Origin of the sequence: Anaerococcus nagyae, from assembly GCF_017874535.1 — a bacterium.
Classification (GTDB): domain Bacteria; phylum Bacillota; class Clostridia; order Tissierellales; family Peptoniphilaceae; genus Anaerococcus; species Anaerococcus nagyae.
This window is the reverse complement of sequence record NZ_JAGGLS010000005.1, coordinates 36,774-59,556: the sequence shown is the minus strand read 5'-3', so window position 1 is coordinate 59,556 and position 22,783 is coordinate 36,774. Positions and strand designations below refer to the sequence as shown.

Below are 22,783 nucleotides of genomic sequence, written 5' to 3'. Positions count from 1 at the left end.
AAACAGCTATACTTGTAAAGGATCTTGATTTATATTATGGAGATTTCCAAGCATTAAAACGTGTTAATATGGATATAAAAAAAGGTCAAGTAACAGCATTTATAGGTCCATCTGGTTGCGGTAAATCTACAACATTGAAGTGCTTTAATAGAATGAACGATTTAGTTGATTCTTGTAAGATAGAAGGACTTATAAAGATTAATGGTCAAGATATCTATCAGCCAGACGTAAACGTAGTTAATTTACGTCGTAATGTCGGTATGGTATTTCAAACACCTAATCCATTTTCTAAGTCTGTGTATGATAACCTAACATATGGACCAAAAATTGATGGTATAAAGGATAAAGACAGCCTTGATGAAATAGTAGAAACTTCTTTAAAGCAAGCCGCTATTTGGGATGAAGTTAAGGATAAACTTGATCAAAATGCCTTATCATTTTCAGGTGGACAACAGCAAAGAATTTGCATAGCAAGGACTTTATCGGTTAAGCCTGATATTATTCTAATGGATGAGCCTACTTCTGCCCTTGACCCTATATCAACAGCATCTATAGAAGAGCTAATGGAAGACTTAAAGGAACAATATACAATAGTAATTGTTACACACAATATGCAGCAGGCTGCTCGTATATCTGATCAAACAGCTTTTTTCCTTACAGGAGAAGTTATTGAAATGGATGATACTAAGATGATTTTTGAAGATCCAAAGGATAAGAGAACAGAGGATTATATCACAGGAAGGTTCGGTTAATAAAATGAGAACTAGATATAGACATGATTTGGATTCTGTTAGGGAAATGAGCAATGAGCTTATGGAACTTGTTATCTTATGTTATGATAAGATTGATTTATATTTAGAAAATCATAATAAAAAAAATTTAGAAGAGATAATTGAGCTTAATGATGATATTAGAAGAAACGCCGCTGATGTTGAAAGATTTTGCTTTGAGCTATTAGCTCTACAACAACCAGTAGCTAGGGATTTAAGATTTCTTCAAATGAGTATAAAGCTCGCTAGTACCTATAAGAGGATATCAAGTCATTTAGCTCAAGCTTCAATGATAATGATAGAATATAGCCTAACAGATAAAGAAGTAGATTTTGTAAAAAGATTTATAGATAATGAAAAACAAATGGCTGAAGATAGTATCCATAGCTTTGTTAATAACGATAACGATCTAGGATTAAAAACTATCGAAGATGACGAGATAAATAATAAATTATTTGAAGAAGCTATAACATATATAGCAGATCAAAATAAGATGAACGAGATAAGCGCTATGGAATTATCTGAGAAGGTTTTATTATATAAATATTTCGAGAGACTTGGTGATCGTCTAGCTCGTGTAGGCGATTTAGCTACGAGGTTATAGGATGATTTATGTAGTTGAAGATGATAAGTCTATAAGAAATTTAGTAGACTATGCTTTAACTGAAAAAGGATATGAGGTAGAAACATTTGAAGATGGTCTTGATATAACTGACATTATAAAAGAAAAAGGTGGTCAGCTGTTAATTCTTGATATTATGCTTCCTGAAAAAGATGGACTTGAGATACTGGAAGAAATTAGAGAATTTTCAGATATACCTATAATTTTACTTACAGCTAGGACTGAAGAGTATGACAAGGTATTAGGTCTTGAGTCGGGAGCAGATGATTATATCACCAAACCATTTTCTATCCTTGAGCTAATTTCTAGAGTAAAAGCAGTCTTAAGAAGATCTGTAAAAAAAGATAGTGATCATATAAATTATGGTAATATTTCTATTAATACTAGAAAAAGAACTGTAAAGGTAGATGGAAAGCTAGTAGATTTAACTTATAAAGAATTCGAAATGCTACTATTATTTATGAATAATATAGGCAATGTAATAACAAGAGAAGACTTTCTACTTAAAATTTGGGGTTATGATTATGAAGGTGAAACACGTACAGTAGATGTTCATATAGCTTCGCTCAGAAATAAACTTTTAAGTGGGGGAAGACATATAAAAACTGTGAGAAATTTAGGGTATAAATTTGGTGAAATATGAGAAAATTTATAAAATCCTATATAGAAAAAGTAATCTATATGTTATTGGCTATAGCTTTTATAGTCAGCAACTTAATTTCTTATCAAATAAATAAAAAAGCTCAAAGTGATTTAGCAAAAAATACTTTGAGCTTTCTTTTATATCAAGATATAGATGATGATTTTATAGAGGATATGAACGAAAATAATGATCAATTAAAGATTGTAAGTGTCGATAAAGACGAAAAAAAGATAAACGATCATCATAAAGCTGAAAAAGACATATATATTACTGATTCCGATACTAGTTTATACAGTGAATCAACTAATTTTAAAAGTTTTTTTACTTTAGGAAAAAGTTATAGAATAAAAAATGATGATACGCTAATTATTGTTAGTGGATACATACCAATGATTAATTGGGTTCTTTTTTTGATTTTTTTATTATTGACTATAACTAGTAAACTCGTATTAGATAGGATAACTAATGATAAGTTAGATTATTATATCAAAGGTTTATACTATTCTAGTTTAAAGGAAATAAAAGATAATATAGACTATGAGGAATTGTTTCCTGTATTAGCTAGTTATGAAAAAAAGCTAAATGAATCAAGCGAGGAGGTAGATTCTCTTAAAGCAAGATTATCTGAAATAACTTCTATAACAGCAAATATGAAAGAAGGTTTTATTTTATTTGACGGTGAAGGTAGTATCGAACTTCTTAATAATTCTGCAAAAAGATTTCTTGATATAAATCATGAAGCTAATATTAGTAATTTGATAGAAAGTAGGGAGTATAGTCTAGCGTTAAGAGAAGCATCCATTCTTAAAAGAAGCAAGAAAATTGATTTAAATATAAATGGATATGATTTAAGAATATTTATTGATCCTTTAAGCACTAGTTCTAAGAAAGCATACGCTATGATAATTATAGACAATACAGAGGAAAGAAAAGCTGAAAAAATGCGTAGAGAATTTTCTGCTAATGTTACTCATGAATTAAAAAGTCCTCTAACTTCAATAAATGGTTATGCAGAATTAATTGCTACAGGAATTGCAAAAGAAGATGATGTTAATAGATTTGCAGAAATAATATGCGAAGAAGGTAATAGACTATTAGAAATAATAGATGATATACTTAAAATATCAAGCTTAGATGAAAAAAATTTTGAAAAAGATTTTGTAGATGTTGATATTTATGAAGTAGTTAGATTTACTATAGAAAAATATAAGAGAATTGCTAGTAAAAAATCTATAAATGTTACTAATAATATTAAATCGTATAGAATAAAGACTAGTAAGTCTTTATTTTATGACTTAGTATCTAACATTTATGAAAATGCTATAAAATATAATAAAAAGCATGGATCTATAGATGTTGATTTTGATTTAAGAGATAATAATTATTATCTTATAATAAGTGATACAGGTATAGGTATATCCAAGGCCGATAGCGAAAGAATTTTTGAGAGATTTTATGTTGTAGATAAATCTAGAAAGAGAAATCAAAAATCTACTGGATTGGGTCTATCTATAGTAAAGCATATTGCTAATTACTTAGGATATTCTATAAAAGTAGAATCTAAATTAAATGAGGGAACAAGATTTATCATAGAGATCCCTCTGGAACTAGATAGGTAAAATTTTAAAGACTTATAAGCAATGATAAAGAATTATCATTGCTTATAAGTTATTTATTTGATACAATTTAAGTATAAACCATAGGAGGATTATATGAAAGTTACAATTTGTTCATGTGCAAGATGTACTGCTGCAGGTAATGAGTTCCTATATGACTCAGCTAAAGTCGTAAAAAAAGATCTAGAGATCGCTTATAAGTTAGAAAATTTAGGCGAAGCTCCTAAAATAGAAATAGAATATGATAACATAATGAATGAAGTGGATGATGCCGAAAAGTCTGCTCCATTAGCAAAAATAGATGATACATACTATAAAAAAGCCACACCAGAGGTTTTAATGGAGCACATAATTAACGGGTTCATTCCAGAAGATGAGGCATTGTAATGAAGGATACGTACATAGATATAATAAATATTAGAAGGATGGCATTTGAGCATATTGCGAAAATTGCCTACGAAAATAGACCGATAACTGATATAGCTACTGAAGTTTATGAGATTATTCCAGGAGAGGAAGCAAGATATAGAGAAAATATTTTTCGTGAAAGAGCTGTAATGGGTGAGAGACTAAGAATGGGTATTGGTCTTGATGCAAGAACAGCTGATAAAACAGATGCTGTTACTGAAGGTCTTGATAAAATGGACGTTAATAGAAGGATTTATAATCCTCCATTAGTTAGCGTAATGAAGATAGCATGTGAAGCTTGTCCAGAAAATAAGGTTACTGTTACAGACCAGTGTAAGGCATGTATAGGACATCCTTGTGTAAATGTTTGCCCTAAGAATGCAGTAACTTATACTTCAAATGGTGCAATTATCGATCAAGAAAAGTGTATTAAATGCGGTAAGTGTGTAGAAGCTTGTCCATATCATGCAATCAACCACCAAAAAAGACCTTGTGCAGCTATTTGTGGTGTAAAAGCGATTCATTCAGATGAATTGGGAAGGGCACAAATTGATTCTGATAAATGTGTAGCTTGTGGTAAATGTATAAGTGCATGTCCTTTTGGGGCTATTTCTGATAAATCAGAAATTTATCAATTAATTAAGTCTATTCAATCAGAAAATCATACATACGCCATTATAGCTCCTTCATTTGCTGGACAATTTGGACCAAATGTATCAGCTGAACAAATAAGAGAGGCTATTAAGCAATTAGGATTTGATGAAGTTATAGAAGTAGGACTTGGTGCAGATTTAACGACAATGAATGAAGCTCATGAATACTTAGAAGAAGTTCCTTCAGGTAAGATTCCTTTCATGGGTACAAGCTGTTGCTTCTCATGGAAGATGATGGTTAGAAAGCAATTCCCTGAAATAAACGATTATATTTCAGAGTCATCTACGCCGATGATTTATACCGGGCTTCAACTTAAGAAAAAAGATCCTAATAGTAAAATTACTTTTATAGGTCCATGCATTTCTAAGAAGTTAGAAGCGTTAGAGCCTGATGTTGCAGAAGTTATTGATTTTGTAATAACTTTTGAAGAACTTTTAGGAATGTTCCTTGCAAAAGGGATAGAGCCATCAGAAATTGAGGTAGAAGATCAGATGATGGATGCGTCTGAAACAGGCAGGACTTATGCAGTAAGTGGTGGCGTTGCTCAAGCAGTAGTAAAACGTGCTCAAGAAATAAGACCAGGTATTAAAGTAGATGTTGAAAATGCAGAAGGACTTGCTAATTGCGTAAAATTAGCTCAACTTGCAAAACTAGGTAAAATGGATGGTAAGCTTATCGAAGGTATGGCTTGTGAAGGTGGATGCGTAGGTGGACCAGGTACAGTCGTAGCAAGAAATAAGACTGGTAAGGCTGTTAAAGCATTTGCTAAAGAATCGGTCTTCAAGTCACCAGCTGATAATACTAATATTCCAGATAAAGATAAACCAGATGATGAAAAACTTAAGGTAAGTGAATAATAATTAATAAATTTAGGGAAGCTTTTAGCTTCTCTATTTTTTATTAAAAATTAGACTTGTATTTAATAAAATTTATAGATATAATATAATGACGATATCAATAAGAGAGGTTATTATGGGTCAAACTACATTAATGCTCATGTTTATAACGGTTATTTCTAAGATTTTTGGATTTATTAGAGAAGCTGTTATGGCATCATATATTGGGGCAGGTGATTTAAAATCTATATACACAACAGCTAATACTCTACCAGTAGTTGTAGCAAATTTTGTTGCTGTAGGTATTATTTCCGGATTTATACCAATATATAATAGAGCAAAAAACGAAGAAGGACTAGAGTCTGCAGAGAAATTCACATCTAATATTTTTAATATACTTATGGTTTTTGCAACAATTGCTATAATTATAGGACTTATATTTGCTAAACCATTTTCTAAAATTCTTTCACCAGATCTAGATGGAGAAACTTTAAACTTAGCTGCAAATTATACAAGAATAATGATGTTTGCGGTTTACGCTTATTTATATTCATCAGTTTTTAGAGGATACCTTAATATAAAAGGGGATTTTTTTAACCCAGCTGTAACTGGAATTATAATGAATGTTATTATTATAGTCTTTACAATCCTAACAGGAAAGACTGGTAATGCTTATTTACTCATAATAGGAGCTTTGCTAGGAAATATTTTACAATATATATTATTTCCAAAAGCTGCTCATGATAAAGGATATCATCATAATAAGGTAATAGATTTTTCTAATAAATATGTAAGACAATTGATGATTATTGCTATACCAGTAGTAATATCATCTGCAGCTGGTGAAATTTCTATAATAGTAGATAACTCTATGGCATCAGCATATTTTGGAAAAGCATCTATTTCAAAATTATTTTATGCTAAAACCATGCTTACTTTGATAACTGGTGTAATTACAGTTTCAGTAACTACAGCGCTTTTTCCCAAAATTGCAGAACTAGGGCAATCGGGAAAGATAAATGCTATGAAAAAGTCTATAAGTTCTTCTGTAGTTACTACTCTTTTATTAGTTGTTCCAGCTACAATAGGTATGGCAGTTTTGGCTCATCCAATTATAGAGCTTGTATTTGAAAGAAATGCTTTTACAGCAGAGGACACAATAGCTGTTTCTAGTCTACTTATTTCCTATGCACCATTTGTAATATTCCAATCAATATCAGATGTTATAGATAGAGGATTTTATGCTGTAGGAGATTCTAAAACTCCAGTAGTTATAGTAGTTATTCAACAGGCTTTTAATGTAATATTCAATATTATATTAATTAGATTTTTTGGAATTAACGGGTTGGCTATGGCTACAGTAGTATCTACTATTGTGGGATCAGCCCTTATGATTTATAAGTTTAGAGATAATTTTGGCTCATTTAAGTTTAAAACTGCTCTCTTTTCGATAATAAAAATAAGTATTGTAACTGCTATTATGGGATTAGTTGCAAATGGAATGTATAAGTTGTTAGAAGATAAGCTTGCTCATTTACTTGCAGTTTTAATAGCAATTTTTTTAGCAGCAATAGTTTATGGATTTTTAATACTTATTGCTAGGATTCCAGAAGTTATGGAACTTGTAAATACTTTCTACCACAAAAGACTAAGAAAGAGAAAGGCTCAAAAGCATCTTAATGCTGGAAATAAGAATGTTAAAACTATTGATCAGATAAATAGACAAAAACAAAATAAAAATAATAGAAGCAGGCTATAGTTAAAAAGCCTGCTTTTTACATAAGTATTTGATTTTTCATAAAAACTGAAACAACTTTTGAGAAATTTTCTAGATTTGTTATCCTCACAAAGTCTCTATTATAAATCAGTTTAGCATTTTCTACATCTTCATCTTCCCCAGTAAAAACTCCCAACACGGAAATATTATCATTCCTTAAATTTCTAATTTCAAATGCTGTATCATCTATAGCAGTTTTTCCAGTATATTGGTCTTTATCTAAAAGTTTTACAGTATTTATATTAGCTCTCTCATCATTTGGTTTTCCATCTGATAAGACTATAACTATGTGACGGGTGTTATCGTCTATATCAATAATTTCGTGTAGAGTCTTAAAGGCAAATCCATCTCTATTTGAACCAGCGGCAAAAAAATTATATAATTCAAAATTTTTGTTTTTTTCTGTATAGTCTCTATACAATGTAAAGATTGTATGATCTCTTAAAGTGGAAAAGCCTAATATTCTAATAGGAATATTAACTTCGTCCATAGCTTTTGCTATTATATAAGCTTGATTAGCTACTATGTGTTGTCTACCTATTTGGCTTGCTGATGCATCTAATATTAAATCTACCTTGAATTTATTAATAAGATCTGTTTCTTCTTTGATAAATACATTGTAATCATTAATAACAGGTGCTCTCCAAGTCTTACTTGAATCTATTATTCCGTAGTTTTTTGTGACTTCAGCATAATCCTCATAGTTTGCTAGTGAATTTTTAATGGCTAGACTTAATTCATTTATATTTCTATGATTTATAGAGAAGTTACTCTCTATATAGGATTTATTTTTTTCGTATTGTTCATTACGATTTTTTTTATAGTATCTAGCATTTGCTTTATTGCTATATTCTCCTCTAGTGAAATATAATTGTTTATTTGTGTGTATACCTTTCGCTAATTTTCTTTCTAAAGCTTCTACCTTTTTAAAAGGCATAATAGGCATACCAAAAAAATCTTCTATAAATTCATTAGAAGAATGATAGTCATCTTTAGATGAGTTTAAAAACATGAGATTTTTGCCAGTGTCTTCTTTTTTATCTTCAAAATAAATATTGGAACCAGTAAATTCTGCTGATCCTATATTAAATTGCTCATCTATATTTTCATCACTATATTCACTAGGCATTTCTTCTTCAGATTTGAAATCTTTTGGTTTATTTTCTTTGACCATCTCATCAAAGAGTTCTTCATCTTTTTTCTTTCTATCAAATCTAAAATATGATTTAAAAACTTTATTTAGTTTATCAATTAAAATATTAGTGTCAGTAGTATTTATAGCAAAAATTTCATTATATATAGATTTAAATAAAGGTCCCTCTATTATGGGTTTTTCTAAAACTTTTCCATAGTAAGCTTTTTCTATTTGAGTGCTTAAACTATCTGGATCTCTATGAGTATACTTGCTATATATTTTTTTAGCATAAATTTTTCTTAAATTGCTTATGACTAAATTGTCTTTAATAAGCTCTCTATAAGAGATATCTTCAATTAGTAAATTAGTTATAAATTTAAAATCTTCGTAAAATGGATTCTCATCTTTTATATAAGCAAAAAAAGAATCCAACATTTTTGTATCAAAAGTTTTGATTATAAAACCTGTTGTAATATTTTTATAAATTTCATCCATAGGATAAGTATTTTTGGGTGTAAATTTATAGTTATCTGCAAAATCCCAAATGATATTATATTCTCGGATTTTATTTAAAGGTTCAGTCATTAAATATACTCTCTTCAATATTTGCAGGAATTTTTGTATTGATTGTATCTATTACTATTTGACGTTCAAATTCATCAAATGACTTATTTGCTATGCCCATCATAATTGCATCAAATGGATTAAGACCTATTTGCATAGTATCAATTGCAGACATAAGACCACGTAAATCCACAGATTTGGTAGAGATTTCATTGTTTTCACTTTTTGATTGAAGTGATATAAACATATCAATAAAAGCTTTTCTATATTTTTCTTTAAGTTTAGGATAAGTATCTTTAAGTAGTTTATCTAAATTTTCACGACTTATATTTGGCATGCTTATAATCATGAATCTAGAAGCAAGTGCTTCATTGACTTCACGAGTACCTACGTAACCGTAGTTCATAGTTGCAATGAATCTGGTATTTGGATCTAGCTTGATTTTTTCATATCCTGGTAGATCTATTATTCTTCTATGATCAAGAGTTGCATGTAAAACAGAGATAGCTTCATTTTTTGCCATATTTATCTCATCTAAAATAGCAAAGCCTCCATTGGTAGCTGCTTGATATATAGGGCCTTTCCTAAAGACAACTTCTCCATTTTTAAATGTATCTGCTCCTATTAAAGAATTAAAATCTGTATTAACGTGGAAAGATACATTCCAAGAAGGTCTAGCAAATAGGTAGGATAGGTTTGATGAGAGGACGTTTTTTCCTGTAGCCTTAGCTCCTGTCAGTAAGATATTTTTACCAGCTAAGATAGCAGATATTGCCTCTTCCAAAACCTCCTTACCATAATATTTAAATTCGGGTTCTATAACTCGTTGGTTATCAAAAAGTCCATTTTCTTTTCTATATATTTCAAGTTGATTTATTAGGTCTTTATCCACATTTTGTTTTTCTAAATATTCGATCATTATTACTCCTTTAGCCCTAATATTATACAACTAAAAAGCTTTTTTTAAACTTGACAAAGTCCAATAATAGACTATATTAATATAGTCATTATTCAAGGAGGTCTGAAATTGGACGAAAAATCATGCGAACTTTTTAATCTTTTTAGTTCTTTAAGAAAACTTAGTGGGCTTAATAAGCAGAGGGTTGAAAGCTTTGGACTAAACAACATTGAAACGATTATTTTATTTCATATAGATAGAATCGAAAATTTGACTCAAAAAGATTTGGTTAATAAACTTAATATGCCTAAGCAAACTGTAAATAGCATAATAATGAATCTTAAGGATAATGATTTGATTTATATGCAAGCATCTACAAAGGATAAGCGAGTTAAGACCTTAGTATTAACAGATAACGGGAAAAAAGAGGTTGAAAATATTACTGAAGCTCTCTGCATATCTAATAAAAAAATATATGATCAATTAGGAGAAGATAAGATAAAATCTATTAAGGAAGACATGGATGATTTTATAGATGTATTAGAAAAGGAGGAATTATGGAAAGCTTAAAAGAATTTAATCATGCATTTTCATACTTAAAGCAATATCTAAATCAGTATAAGAGAAATAGAATTATTTCTATGGTAATGACAGTTTTAGAAACTGTTTTTGAACTATTAATCCCAGCTATAATGGGAGTAATCTTAAATGAAATAATTTATCAAAAAGATGGAGAACTGGCATTAAAATATGGATTGATAATTATAGTGCTATCTTTGTTATCAATGCTGACAGGTATTCAAGCCTCCAAAAATGCTGGTATAACCTCTACAGGTCTAACCGATAATGTAAGAAAAAGACAATTTAGAAAAATACAAGATTATTCTTTTGAAGATTTTGAATATTTTGGTGTACCATCTTTACTTACTAGGCTAACAAGCGATATGCAAGCTTTAGCTCAGTCAACTTTTTTTACAACTAGATTTATAATAAAGACAGTTGTAATGGCTATAGTAGCATTTATATTAGCGTTTAGAACTAGTGCTAAGCTATCAATTATATTTCTAATATTAATGCCGATTTTAGTTATTGTATTACTTACAATAACTTCAAGAGCTATTCCTAAATTTAGGCAAACTCGTAAGCAATATGATAAGTTAAACTTAATTATTGAAGAAAATCTCAATAATATGAGAGTAGTTAAAGCTTTTGTTAGAAAAAAATATGAGATAGATAAGTTTAGTAACTCTAATGAACAGATGTTTAAGTTATCAGATAGTTCCCAAGGAACTGTAAGCTATGTTTTTCCCACAGCTAATGCCATTTTATATGCAACATTTATTGCTATAGCTTGGTTTGGGGGATTAGAAATAATAAAAGGAAATATGGGGGTAGGGGATCTTGTAAGCTTTAATATGTATGCCATGATGCTTTTAGGAAGTCTTATAGGTCTATCAATGGTAGTAACTATGCTTATGGCTTCATCTCCCTCTGTTACAAGGGTTAAGGAAGTTTTAACCAGAAAAATATCAATGACTAATGATCAAAAGGTAGAAGGATTAGAACCAGAAGATGGGTCTATTGACTTTGATAATGTCAGTTTTAAATATGAGGAAGATAGTGAAGCCTATCAATTATCCAATATAGACCTTCATATAAGATCTGGGGAAGTTATTGGTATACTAGGACCAACTGGTTCCTCTAAGTCTACATTAGTTCAATTGATACCAAGGCTTTATGATATCACAGAAGGAAGCCTTAGAGTTGGTGGGCACGATGTCAAAGAATATGACTTAGAAACCATAAGAGACAATGTATCTATAGTTTTACAAAAGAATACTTTATTTAGTGGAACTATTTTAGAAAACTTAAAATGGGGTGACAAGGAAGCATCTTATGATGAAGTTATAGCTATGGCTAAAATAGCTCAAGCTGATGAATTTATAAATGAAAGAACCGATACTTATGAATCTAAGTTAGGTCAAGGAGGGTCAGGAGTATCTGGGGGTCAAAAACAAAGACTAACTATAGCAAGATCTCTATTAAAAAAACCAAAAATACTTATCTTAGATAATTCAACAAGTGCTGTAGATACTAAAACGGAAGCTAAATTATTAGAGGGATTTAATAATTTAGATGGTGAGATGACACAAATTATTATCTCTCAAAGACTGTCATCATTTGAACATGCAGATAGGATTATAATTTTAGATGATGGAAAAATATCAGATATAGGAACACCAGAAGATCTATATCAAAGAAATGAAATCTATAGAACAACTTACGATATTCAAGAAAAAGGAGGGAAAAATGACTAATAAAAAAGATGATATAAAAACTGAAGATATAATAATTTCAGATAAAAAACAAAGTAAAGACTTTGATACTCATGCTTTAAAAGAACTTTTTTCCTATCTTTTTAAGCAAAAATGGCAAGTTATAGTTGTATTTGTTTGTGTTATAGTATCAGCTCTTACCCAAGTATTGGGCTTATCAATGCTTCAACCAATAATTGATAATTATATCCTAAAATCTGACATTGCTGGTCTTAAAAGTGCTGTTATAAAAATGGGATTTGTATATTTACTTTCAACTGTAACCACATTTATTTACACTAGATTAATGATAAGAATAGGTGAAAGGTCCATTAGGAACATAAGGAAAGATCTTTTTGTAAAAATTCAACAAATGCCTATAAACTTTTTTGATAATAACCAACATGGTCAAATTATGAGCAGATTTACCAATGATACAGACACCTTATCTCAATCATTATCATCCACGTTACCAACTCTTGTTAGATCATTGCTAATGCTTGTTGGGACATTAATTGTAATGTTTTCTTTATCATGGAAATTAACTATAGTTATGTTAGTAGGGCTTGGTGCAATGATTTTAGTTTTAAAAAATATAGTAACCAAAACAGGGAAGCTATTTAAACAAGCACAAAAAAACGTATCAATTTTGCATGGCTTTGATGAAGAAATGCTCTCAGGTCAAAAAGTAATCAAGGTATTTAATAAAGAAGATGACATAATAAAAGAATTTGATGAGAAAAGTGAAAATCTTAGATCAACTATGGCAGAAGCTATGGTAAATGCAGGACGTATGATGCCTTTTTTAGTTAACTCTATTAATATAATGTATGCTATAATTGCAGTCATAGGAGTCTATCTAGCAATTAAAGGCAACCTTACAATAGGTGTACTTGCAACTTTTCTAACAAATGCTAGACAATTGCAAAACCCTATAGCAAATATTTCTCAACAAGCAAATGCTGTATTTTCAGCTATGGCTGGTGCAAGTCGTATCTTTGAAATTATTGATATGCCAATAGAAAAGGACAGTGGATACATCGAACTTATAAATGCTAAGATAGATGAAAATGGCAATCCTATTAAATGCACAGATGATAGATGTTATGCTTGGAAGTGGACAAAAGATGGCAAAGATTTTTATAAACAGTTAGAAGGTAGAATTGACTTTGAGAATGTAGACTTTTCTTATAATGGTAAAGATAAAATCTTAAAAGATGTAACTTTCTATGCTAATCCAGGAGAAAAAATAGCACTTGTAGGTTCAACTGGTGCTGGAAAAACTACTATTACTAATGTAATAACTAGATTTTATGAAATAGACAAGGGTTCTATTAAAATAGATGGAATAGATACTAAAGATATTAAAAAGGATCATTTGAGAAAAGCTTTTGGTATGGTTTTACAAGAAGTAAACCTATTTACTGAAAGTGTAGAAGATAATATTAGATATGGTAAACTTGATGCAAGCGATCAAGAAATAAAAAATGCTTCAAAACTTTCTGGTGCTGATTCATTTATCCATAGACTGCCTGAAGGTTATGATACACAGATAAACGGAGATGGTTCATCCTTATCTGATGGACAAAACCAGCTTATTTCAATATCAAGAGCAGCAGTAGCTAATCCACCTATGCTTATACTAGATGAAGCTACAAGTTCTATAGATACTGCAACAGAAATAAAAGTTACTGAAGCTATGGATAAACTAATGAGAGGATCAACATCTATAGTAATTGCCCACAGACTTTCAACTATTCAAAACGCAGATGTTATTATGGTAATGGAGTCAGGAAGGATTATAGAACGTGGTAACCATGATCAACTTATGAAAAAACATGGAACTTATTACCAATTATACACAGGAGAATTAGAGTTAGATTAGATAAACCACCTATTGGGTGGTTTTTACATAATACTTATAAAAACTTTACTATAATTTTACTTAGCTTATTATAATTGGGATATATAAATAATGTAAGGACAAGAAATTTCGCAACCCTATGACTTACATAAAAGAAACGAAGGTCAATATTAACCCTCGTTTCTTTTTAATTACTTAATAAATAGATATTAAATTAATTGATCTTGCTCATTAAAGAATTTCTTATAGGCTAGTCGTAAAAATATGAATACACATATAGTTACAGAACTCATTATAGCAGTCATAATAGTTATTTGATATCTTATCGCAATAAGAGGAGATACACCACCTAAAATTTGACCTGTCATCATACCAGGTAATGATATGATCCCCATATTTTTGATATTGTTAAGGGTAGGTGTTATAGCAGTATCAAAAGAACTTTGGATAATCTTATTCATAGCCATCCTAGGTGTGGCTCCTAGCATTAGATAACCCTCTATATTTATTCTCTTATCTTCTATTGATGATTCTATGCTATTTAAGGCTAGGTTTATACCTGTCATAGAATTACCAATAACCATACCACCTAGTGGAACTAGATATTGAGGATTATAAATAGGTTGTGGTCTAATTACTATTAATAAGAAAAAAGCTAACGAAAATATAGAACCTATTATTTGAGAGATAGCTATAGATCCTATGAGTTTTTTGTTAAACTTATCTTTTTTTGAGGAAACTATATTAAATATGGCAAAAAATTCCATAACAGCAAGCATTAAAACTGTAAGAATAAAAGAGGAGCTATCAAAAATATAAACTAAAATATATCCTGCTATAAATAGCTGGACAGTCATTCTTATGGTTCCAATAACTATATCTTTGTTGCGATTAATCCCATTAACACTTGTTAGAATCATAGCAATTATAGCAAAAATATAGCTTAATAAAAGTTGTTTATTATCTATATTAATAACAGAATCAGTCATTAGAAATCCTCCCATCAACTATTTTGATTAATCTATCAGAGTACTTATCAGCCATGGAATTAGAGTGGGTAACGTATATAATTGTTTTCTTATTCTCCTTTGCCATATCTACCATAGTTTTTATTACAAAATCTTCAGTTAAATCATCTAAAGCAGAAGATGGTTCATCTAATAAAAAGGCTTCAGAATCTAGAAGCATAAGACGAGCTATAGAAACCCTCTGCTGTTCGCCTCCAGATAAATTATCTATAGACTCAGATAAATCTACATTAAGTTTTACTTTAGATAAGGCAGATACTAATTTATCATCATCTAGCTTTGATTTATTTTGAAATTTTCTACCAATTAATAGGTTTTCTCTTATAGATCCTGAATATATAATAGGACTTTGAGAAAGCATAGGAATCTTTCTTCTATAAGAAATAGAATCTATATTGGCAATATCTTTACCATCAAAACTAATATATCCTGAGCTAGGGGATATCATTTTATTTATAAGTCTAAGTAAAGTAGACTTACCAGAACCACTTGGACCTATTATACAAGTTACTTCCCCTCTATTAATATTTAGCCCATCAATAGAAAGGATGTCCTTGTATTTCATATCATGAAATTCAAACATAAAACTCCTTTAAAATATGATTATTAAATTTTATATGTATGTAATATAATTACTTACTATTTTAACATATTTTGAGGAAAATATATTAATTAAATTTATTATGTCACTTTTAAAAATATTATGTTGACAAATTTTAAATTTAGGTTTAGAATAGGTAAAGTAATTGTAAAATATGCCCAGATAGCTCAGTCGGTAGAGCAGAGGACTGAAAATCCTCGTGTCGGTGGTTCGATTCCGCCTCTGGGCACCATAATAGTTAAATTAATTATAAAAAACTTGAAAAAGTAAAAATAATATAGTATACTATAAAAGTACCGTAAAACATGTGCGGATGTGGCTCAGTGGTAGAGCATCGCCTTGCCAAGGCGAGGGTCGCGAGTTCGAATCTCGTCATCCGCTCCAATTAATATACAGTATTTATAATTTTTATGATATATTTTAGTATATAATAGTATTAGTTTGCTAGTAAATCATCTTATTAAGTTTTTATAATTGTTTAATAGGTGATTTTTTTAATAATATTAGAAAATGATTTGTTATTTTAATAATTAATTTATATATGGCGCCATAGCCAAGTGGTAAGGCAGAGGTCTGCAACACCTTTACCCCCAGTTCAAATCTGGGTGGCGCCTCCAAAATACGCTCTCTTTATGAGAGCTTTTTTTATTAGGAGCTTTTTTATGCTGATTATAAGTCACAAGTCTACTTTGGAATTCAAAGACTTTTTAAATAAAAATAATTTTTCTTGGATTGAAACAATTGATAATCCTAATCTAGATACTAGAATAGCAGATCATCCAGATCTTACGATATTTAAGTTAGATAATAGATCTTTAGTCGTAGATAAAAATATGGTAGATTTTTATAAAGAATTAATAAAAAATCAAGATATTATAAGTGGACAAGAAGTTGGAAATATTTATCCCAAAGATGCCATATATAATATTTATAAAGGTTCAGATTATTATATTCATAATGATCATACGGAAAGCCATATAGAAACATATATGAAAAACAATAATTATAAATATCTATATATTAAACAAGGTTATACTAGATGTTCTATTGTTCCAATGGGTGATAAGATTCTTACTAGCGATTATGGGATTTATAAGAGATTAAAAAATAAGATAGAAGTAGTTTTGCTTAAGAAAGAAAGTATTCCTCTTGATGGTTTCTATAATGGATTTTTAGGAGGATGTTGTGGATTTTTTGAGAATACACTTTTATTTAATGGAAATATCGAAAGACTTAATAGCTATGAAATTATAAAAAATGAGGCTAAGAAATCTAATATAAGATTATTATACCCATCATGCAGCCTAGTAGATACAGGTTCTATTTTATTTTGCAATTAATAGATAATTATAAAAATTAAAGTATAATTATAAATATTTAATTGTAAGGAGAAAACTATGGATATTATAATTGTTGGATTTGCTCTATTTTCCCTATTTTTTGGAGCGGGCAATCTGATTTTCCCACCATTTTTAGGGAAGATATATGGATCGACTTGGTTAGTTGCAAGTTTTGGTTTTATTTTAACTGGTGCAGGACTTGCCTGTATTTCAGTTATAAGCATGGCTAAGAGGAAGGGAAATGTAAAGGAGTTTACAAATCTTGCGGGTAATAAGCTTGGAAGCTTAACCATTATTTTAATAGCTATGACTTTAGGGCCTTTGGGAGGTATACCTAGGACAGGTGCAACTAGTGCTGAAGTGATGATAGAAGCAGGCCTACCTATACCATACATATTTTTTATAATTGCTTTTTTTGCTGTCACCCTTATTTTGATATTAACAGATAGTAAAATTATAGATATTATTGGAAAATATTTAACTCCTGCTCTTTTGATCGTATTAGCAGTGATGATTATAGCAGGGATAATTAATCCTATTGGTGAGATTAATACTATTAATATTACACAAGGGGAAGTCTTTAATAAGTCTTTGATTGAAGGATACAATACTATGGATGCTCTAGCTGCAATAGCTTTTGCTCCTATAATTATAAAATCATTGTTAGAGAAGGGATATGAAGAAAATTTAATAAAAAAGACTATAGCTGTTACTTTAATTGCAGCTTGTGGACTTATTTTAGTTTATATATCTTTAACTTATCTTGGATCCACTAGTTCAATTAGATTTAATTATATGACATCTAGAGTTGCTTTGTTAATAGCTATTTCAAATGCTATTTTAGGTAGTTTTGGCAAATATATATTGGCAGCTATAATAGTTTTAGCTTGCTTTACAACATCTGTGGGATTGACTAGTTCAATAGCTGATATGCTATATAAAACTTTTGATAGAAAAATTTCTTATAAGTTAATAGCTGTATTTATAACAATAATTTCGGTTATATTATCTTTGGTAGGAGTAGATAGAATAATTGAATTTACATCTCCACTTCTTACTTTTGCATATCCAGTTGTATTGGTTATGATAATATATAATATTTTTGAAATTAATTTTACAAATAGGTTTAGAATTATAAGTTTTTATTTAGTGGCTATTATTTCTTTATGTCAATCTATGATTTCATATGTATCTATGGTAAAGCCAGAACTGGCTGATGAAATTTCAAAAGTAATATCTTGGTTACCAATGTATAGATTAGGATTTCCTTGGCTAATTCCGTTTATAATAATACTTGCTATGGGTTTATTATTTGCTAGAAAAGATGAAAAAGTCTATGCTTTAGCATAAAATATATATATGTTACAAAAATAAGAAATCTAGGAGATAATAATGGAAATTATAAAACCATCAACTATTGCTGGTGTTATGGAATTACTTCCAGATGAACAAAAGGTTTTAGATGAAATGAAAACTACAATTGAAGAAACTTTTAAAGACTATGGTTTTTCTTCAATTGATACCCCAGTTATAGAAAAAAATGAAGTTCTCTTTGCTAAAGGTGGAGGAGAGACAGAAAAACAAATATTTGAAATAGCTAGTGATTCTAAGGATATGAGCCTTAGATTTGATTTGACAGTGCCACTAGCTCGTTATGTTTCAGAACACTTTTCTGAATTAAATTTTCCTTTCAAACGCTATCAAGTAGGTAAAGTTTATAGAGGAGAGCGCAACCAAAAGGGAAGATATAAAGAGTTTTATCAAGCGGATATTGATATTATTGGTCATAATGAACTTTCAATTTATAATGATGCTTTATTAGCTCGTGTAATATTTGAAGCATTCAAAAAAATTGACTTTCCAAATGTTACCTTTCATATAAATAATAGGAAGCTCCTTAATGGTTTTTTTAAATCCTTAGAAATAGAAGATAGTACAGAAGTTTTAAGAACGATTGATAAAAAAGATAAGATTGGTTTAGACAAGACTAAAAGCTTATTAAATGATATTATAGGAGAAGAAAAGTCTTCAAAAACTATAGAATTTATTAATGCTGATCTATCTAATAGTGAAACTTTAGAAAACTTGGATGGTTTAGCTAATACAGATTCATATAATAAAGGTCTAGAAGAACTTAAAACTGTATACGATTATATGGTAAAATTTGGTGTTAGCGATAAGAATATAAAGATTGATTTAAGTATCACTCGTGGTTTAGATTATTATACTTCTACAGTTTATGAAACTTTTATAGATGGATATGAATCTATAGGATCTGTTTGCTCAGGTGGTAGATATGAAAACTTAGCAAGTAATTTTACTAAGCAAAAATTGCCAGGTGTGGGAATGTCTATAGGTTTAACTAGACTTTTCTATCAACTTAAAGAACTAGGTCTAATAGAAGATAAAAAGAAAAGCGAAGTTGATATTTTTATATTGCCTATGGATAGCAAGTTTAATTTTTATGCTATAGATGTTCTGAAAAGATTAAAGGAAGAAGGAAAACAGGCGGATATCTATTTAGAAAAAGGTAAGTTTAAAAAGAAGTTAAATTATGCAGATAAAATAAATGCTAATTATGTAGTGATTATTGGAGAAGATGAAGTTTCTAAGAACGAAGTTTCTATTAAAAACATGGAGACTGGTGAACAATTTAATAAATCTATAGATAATTTAGACTTTGGTAATTGATTTCATAGTTAATTCCTGTTATACTGTATATAGATAGAATATTGTACATATTTAATTAACAAAATTTGGAGGCAAATATGACAAAATTAACAGAAACTGTACAAACTGGTGATTGGAATAGTGAAAAACACGTTCCAGAAATAGAATTTGAAAAATTAGAAGATGGTAGAATCAAAGTTACTGCAGAAGTAGGATCTGAGATTGAACATCCAAATACATTAGAACACCATATTGCATGGATTAAAGTTTTCTTCCAAGCTGAAGGCGCAAAATTCCCAACAGAAATTACTTCATATGAATTCAATGCTCATGGAGAAGAAGACTTATTATCAGTACCAAGTGCAACAGGTATCTTAAAAACAGATAAAAAAGGTACATTCTATGCATTAAGCTATTGCAATATCCATGGTTTATGGGAAAATTCTAAAGAATTAAACTAATATTTTATTATTAACAGGCACAAATTAAATTTTGTGTCTGTTTTTTTGTTTTAAAATACATTTATTTGTATTTGGGTAAACTATAATTTTTTATAAAACTATGTTAAAATTATAGTAATTAAAAGATATGATTTTTTATTTATGGATGATAATATGGTGAAAGGTTTTCTATGATAGATGAGATTAATACTTTAGATAAAACTAAAAAAGATAAACTAAACAATATAATAAAGGAATTATTAAAGGAGAAAATGGTTCTTGCATTTTCCGGAGGAGTTGATAGTACTCTTATATTAAAGCTTGCATCTGATCTTAGAAAAAATAGAGATGACGTTGTAGCAATGACTTTTGTAACAGAGTTTTCTCCTAAAGATGAGCTTGAAGAATGCAAGCACTTAGCAAAAAAGTTTGATGTTGATTTGTATGCTACGAAAATTAGTATTTTGGATAATGAAAAACTACTAAATAATGTAGAGTACAGATGCTATTATTGCAAAAATGGATTATTTGAAAAGTGTTTTAAATTAAAAGATGAATTAGGCTTTTCCTATGTAGTAGACGGTACAAATTTAGATGATTATAAGGTATTTAGGCCAGGAATAAAGGCTCTCAAAGATTTGGGTACTAGATCACCCTTATATGAGGCTGGATTAAGTAAGTCTGAAGTTCGTTTATATTCTAAAGAACTCGGTGTAGAAACTCATAAGAAGCCTTCCAAGCCATGCATGGCAACTAGATTTCCTTACAATACTAGAATTGATCTTAATAAATTAGATATGATAGAAAATGCGGAGAATTATCTAGAAAGTTTAGGATTTATTGATAATAGAGTAAGGATTTATGGTGACAATACAAGAATAGAAGTTGATAGAAACAGTCTCGGAGAAATATTTGCTAGATCAGAAGAAATTGTACAAAAATTTAAAGATTTAGGATTTAAATATATAAATATTGATCTAGAAGGTTATAGGTCAGGTTCTATGGATGAAGTTTTAAATAGTGATATAAAAAGAGAAGTAAATCCGTGGTTATGATATGAACAATAAAGAATTTTTAGAAAAGATAAAAAATGAAGAGATATCTATAAATGATGGCCTATTATATTTAAAGGAGTTTAACTACAAGGATTTAGATTTTGCTAAATTAGACTTTCAGAGAAAGGAACGTAGGGGATTTGGAGAAACTATATTTTGTGAAGGTAAAGAAGACTTTGCCCTTGCTGAAATATTTAAGGCTTTTTCTGAAAGAAAAGAATCAGTTATAGGAACTAGGGCAAGTCTTAGCCAGTTTGAAAAAGTAGTCTCTTTGGTTCCTGAAGCAAGTTATAATAAGACATCTAGAATTATTTCTTTAATATATGATCAAAGCGAAAAAATAGGAAACATTGCAATATGTACTGGAGGAACAGCAGATCTTAGAGTAGCAGAGGAAGCTAGAATTACAGCAGAATTTTTTGGAGCTAAGGTAAGTAAATATTATGATGTGGGCGTATCTGGCCTTCACAGACTTACATCGAAAATAGATGAAATCTCAAAAGCTAATGTTATAATAGCTATTGCGGGTATGGAAGGGGCCTTGCCAACTGTTATAGGTGGGTTAGTAAATAAACCGATTATAGCCGTACCTACATCTGTAGGGTATGGAGCTAGCTTTAATGGTCTTTCAGCATTACTTACTATGCTAAATACTTGTGCTGAAGGTGTAAACGTTGTCAATATAGATAATGGTTATAGTGCAGCATATAATGCTTGCCAAATAAATAGATTGATAGAGGAGAGATAAATGGATTTATATTTTGAGATGAATTCAGGAATAGCAGGAGATATGACAATAGCAGCTTTACTTGATTTAGGAGCTAGTAAAGAGAAATTAGTTAAATCCATTGATTCATTAGGTATTGGTGGATATGAATTAGTATTTAATAGAAAGATTAAGAATGGTATAGATGCGTATAATTTTGATGTTATATTAGAAAATTGCGACCATAAACATGTACATAAAAAAGAAAGTCATGATAAAGAAAGTAATCACCATCACTCACATAGTCATGAACATAGACACCTTAAGGATATTGAGGAATTAATCAATAAAGCAGAGATAACTGATAATGCTAAGGAAAATGCATTAGGGATTTTTGATATTATAGCAGATGCTGAAGCAAAGGCTCATGGTATTGATAAAAATGATGTTCACTTTCATGAGGTTGGAGCGGTGGATTCTATAATTGATATAATTGGTACAGCAGTTCTTTTAGATGATTTAGATGTAGAAAATATTTATTTTTCTAATCTGAGTGAGGGTTATGGCTATCAAAATTGTGCCCATGGACAAATGCCAATACCTGTACCAGCAGTTGTGAATATATTAGCTGGATCTGGTATAAATATAAAATTATTAGATGAAGAGGGTGAGCATGTAACACCAACTGGAGCAGCTATAGTAAGGTATTTTGACAAAGGAGAAAATCTTGATAGCTTTAAAATTAAAAGAATAGGGTTAGGTGCTGGTAATAGAGATTTTGACAAATATACTAATATTTTAAGAATTATGGAGATAGAAACTTGTAAAAAAAAACATTAGA

21 protein-coding genes and 3 tRNA genes are annotated in these 22,783 nt (G+C 29.7%); 20 read left to right on the top strand and 4 right to left on the bottom strand.

The features are described 5' to 3' along the window. Positions 1–8 precede the first annotated feature (8 nt). From pstB to murJ, 7 genes are all read left to right on the top strand, one after another. Positions 9–752, top strand: coding sequence for a phosphate ABC transporter ATP-binding protein PstB (gene pstB, locus J2Z39_RS05070; RefSeq protein WP_394268420.1), 744 nt, complete (start codon positions 9–11; stop codon positions 750–752). 4 nt (positions 753–756) lie between these two features. After that, positions 757–1,374: a phosphate signaling complex PhoU family protein gene (locus J2Z39_RS05065; RefSeq protein WP_117521760.1), complete on the top strand. Its 618-nt coding sequence runs from the start codon at positions 757–759 to the stop codon at positions 1,372–1,374. A gap of 1 nt (position 1,375) precedes the next feature. After that, the gene (locus tag J2Z39_RS05060; RefSeq protein WP_117521759.1) at positions 1,376–2,035 is read left to right on the top strand and encodes a response regulator transcription factor; all 660 of its coding nucleotides are present in this window, start codon (positions 1,376–1,378) and stop codon (positions 2,033–2,035) included. Continuing rightward, positions 2,032–3,654 (top strand): sensor histidine kinase, encoded by a 1,623-nt coding sequence (locus J2Z39_RS05055; RefSeq protein ID WP_209814067.1) that lies wholly within the window; start codon positions 2,032–2,034, stop codon positions 3,652–3,654. Before J2Z39_RS05060 ends, J2Z39_RS05055 begins: the two co-directional genes overlap by 4 nt. 93 nt (positions 3,655–3,747) lie before the next feature. Then, a complete protein-coding gene (locus J2Z39_RS05050) occupies positions 3,748–4,038 on the top strand; it encodes a hypothetical protein (protein ID WP_117521757.1) in 291 nt (96 codons plus the stop codon). Beyond that, the gene (locus tag J2Z39_RS05045; RefSeq protein ID WP_117521756.1) at positions 4,038–5,570 is read left to right on the top strand and encodes a 4Fe-4S dicluster domain-containing protein; all 1,533 of its coding nucleotides are present in this window, start codon (positions 4,038–4,040) and stop codon (positions 5,568–5,570) included. Before J2Z39_RS05050 ends, J2Z39_RS05045 begins: the two co-directional genes overlap by 1 nt. Positions 5,571–5,685: 115 nt before the next feature. Further along, positions 5,686–7,308 carry a murein biosynthesis integral membrane protein MurJ gene (gene murJ / locus J2Z39_RS05040; RefSeq protein WP_117521755.1) on the top strand — a complete coding sequence of 541 codons (1,623 nt, stop codon included), beginning with the start codon at positions 5,686–5,688 and terminating at the stop codon, positions 7,306–7,308. Positions 7,309–7,324: 16 nt separating this feature from the next. Here murJ and J2Z39_RS05035 read toward each other — a convergent pair whose 3' ends face one another. Further along, complete coding sequence (locus J2Z39_RS05035) at positions 7,325–9,046, bottom strand: cobaltochelatase CobT-related protein (protein WP_209814064.1); 1,722 nt, start codon at positions 9,044–9,046, stop codon at positions 7,325–7,327. Then, positions 9,039–9,944, bottom strand: a complete 906-nt coding sequence (locus tag J2Z39_RS05030) for an AAA family ATPase (RefSeq protein WP_117521753.1) — start codon at positions 9,942–9,944, stop codon at positions 9,039–9,041. Before J2Z39_RS05030 ends, J2Z39_RS05035 begins: the two co-directional genes overlap by 8 nt. A 108-nt stretch (positions 9,945–10,052) precedes the next feature. Between J2Z39_RS05030 and J2Z39_RS05025 the strand changes: the two genes are divergently transcribed. Genes J2Z39_RS05025 through J2Z39_RS05015 form a run of 3 tightly spaced genes read left to right on the top strand, consistent with a single transcriptional unit; the run spans position 10,053 to position 14,123 of the window. Further along, complete coding sequence (locus J2Z39_RS05025; protein WP_209814062.1) at positions 10,053–10,493, top strand: MarR family winged helix-turn-helix transcriptional regulator; 441 nt, start codon at positions 10,053–10,055, stop codon at positions 10,491–10,493. Further along, a complete protein-coding gene (locus tag J2Z39_RS05020) occupies positions 10,481–12,241 on the top strand; it encodes an ABC transporter ATP-binding protein (protein ID WP_209814060.1) in 1,761 nt (586 codons plus the stop codon). The genes J2Z39_RS05025 and J2Z39_RS05020 overlap by 13 nt, the downstream gene beginning before the upstream one ends. Continuing rightward, positions 12,234–14,123, top strand: coding sequence for an ABC transporter ATP-binding protein (locus tag J2Z39_RS05015; RefSeq protein WP_245325698.1), 1,890 nt, complete (start codon positions 12,234–12,236; stop codon positions 14,121–14,123). The genes J2Z39_RS05020 and J2Z39_RS05015 overlap by 8 nt, the downstream gene beginning before the upstream one ends. A 188-nt stretch (positions 14,124–14,311) precedes the next feature. Here J2Z39_RS05015 and J2Z39_RS05010 read toward each other — a convergent pair whose 3' ends face one another. Together J2Z39_RS05010 and J2Z39_RS05005 are read right to left on the bottom strand one after the other, a co-directional pair. Continuing rightward, positions 14,312–15,091, bottom strand: coding sequence for an ABC transporter permease (locus J2Z39_RS05010; protein ID WP_209814057.1), 780 nt, complete (start codon positions 15,089–15,091; stop codon positions 14,312–14,314). Next, positions 15,084–15,713: an ABC transporter ATP-binding protein gene (locus J2Z39_RS05005; protein WP_117521748.1), complete on the bottom strand. Its 630-nt coding sequence runs from the start codon at positions 15,711–15,713 to the stop codon at positions 15,084–15,086. Before J2Z39_RS05005 ends, J2Z39_RS05010 begins: the two co-directional genes overlap by 8 nt. Positions 15,714–15,887: 174 nt before the next feature. On the opposite strand from J2Z39_RS05005, the gene J2Z39_RS05000 reads away from it, so the two are divergent. The 10 genes from J2Z39_RS05000 to larC all read left to right on the top strand — a co-directional run bounded on the left by J2Z39_RS05000 (position 15,888) and on the right by larC (position 22,782). After that, positions 15,888–15,963, top strand: a tRNA-Phe gene (locus J2Z39_RS05000). Between the two features lie 77 nt (positions 15,964–16,040). Beyond that, a tRNA-Gly gene (locus J2Z39_RS04995) sits at positions 16,041–16,115 on the top strand. A 159-nt stretch (positions 16,116–16,274) separates the two neighbouring features. Beyond that, a tRNA-Cys gene (locus J2Z39_RS04990) sits at positions 16,275–16,348 on the top strand. A 45-nt stretch (positions 16,349–16,393) separates the two neighbouring features. Next, a complete protein-coding gene (locus J2Z39_RS04985; RefSeq protein ID WP_209814055.1) occupies positions 16,394–17,071 on the top strand; it encodes a DUF6873 family GME fold protein in 678 nt (225 codons plus the stop codon). A 57-nt stretch (positions 17,072–17,128) separates the two neighbouring features. Then, positions 17,129–18,421: a branched-chain amino acid transport system II carrier protein gene (gene brnQ, locus J2Z39_RS04980; RefSeq protein ID WP_209814053.1), complete on the top strand. Its 1,293-nt coding sequence runs from the start codon at positions 17,129–17,131 to the stop codon at positions 18,419–18,421. A 42-nt stretch (positions 18,422–18,463) separates the two neighbouring features. Then, positions 18,464–19,762, top strand: a complete 1,299-nt coding sequence (hisS, locus tag J2Z39_RS04975) for a histidine--tRNA ligase (protein WP_117521745.1) — start codon at positions 18,464–18,466, stop codon at positions 19,760–19,762. 77 nt (positions 19,763–19,839) lie between these two features. Beyond that, positions 19,840–20,202, top strand: a complete 363-nt coding sequence (locus tag J2Z39_RS04970; RefSeq protein WP_117521744.1) for a class II SORL domain-containing protein — start codon at positions 19,840–19,842, stop codon at positions 20,200–20,202. Between the two features lie 170 nt (positions 20,203–20,372). Further along, on the top strand, positions 20,373–21,236 hold the full coding sequence (gene larE / locus J2Z39_RS04965) for an ATP-dependent sacrificial sulfur transferase LarE (RefSeq protein WP_117521743.1): 864 nt from the start codon (positions 20,373–20,375) through the stop codon (positions 21,234–21,236). Between the two features lies 1 nt (position 21,237). Beyond that, on the top strand, positions 21,238–21,984 hold the full coding sequence (gene larB / locus J2Z39_RS04960; protein ID WP_117521742.1) for a nickel pincer cofactor biosynthesis protein LarB: 747 nt from the start codon (positions 21,238–21,240) through the stop codon (positions 21,982–21,984). Next, positions 21,985–22,782 carry a nickel pincer cofactor biosynthesis protein LarC gene (gene larC, locus J2Z39_RS08600; protein ID WP_209814051.1) on the top strand — a complete coding sequence of 266 codons (798 nt, stop codon included), beginning with the start codon at positions 21,985–21,987 and terminating at the stop codon, positions 22,780–22,782. Position 22,783: the final 1 nt, after the last annotated feature.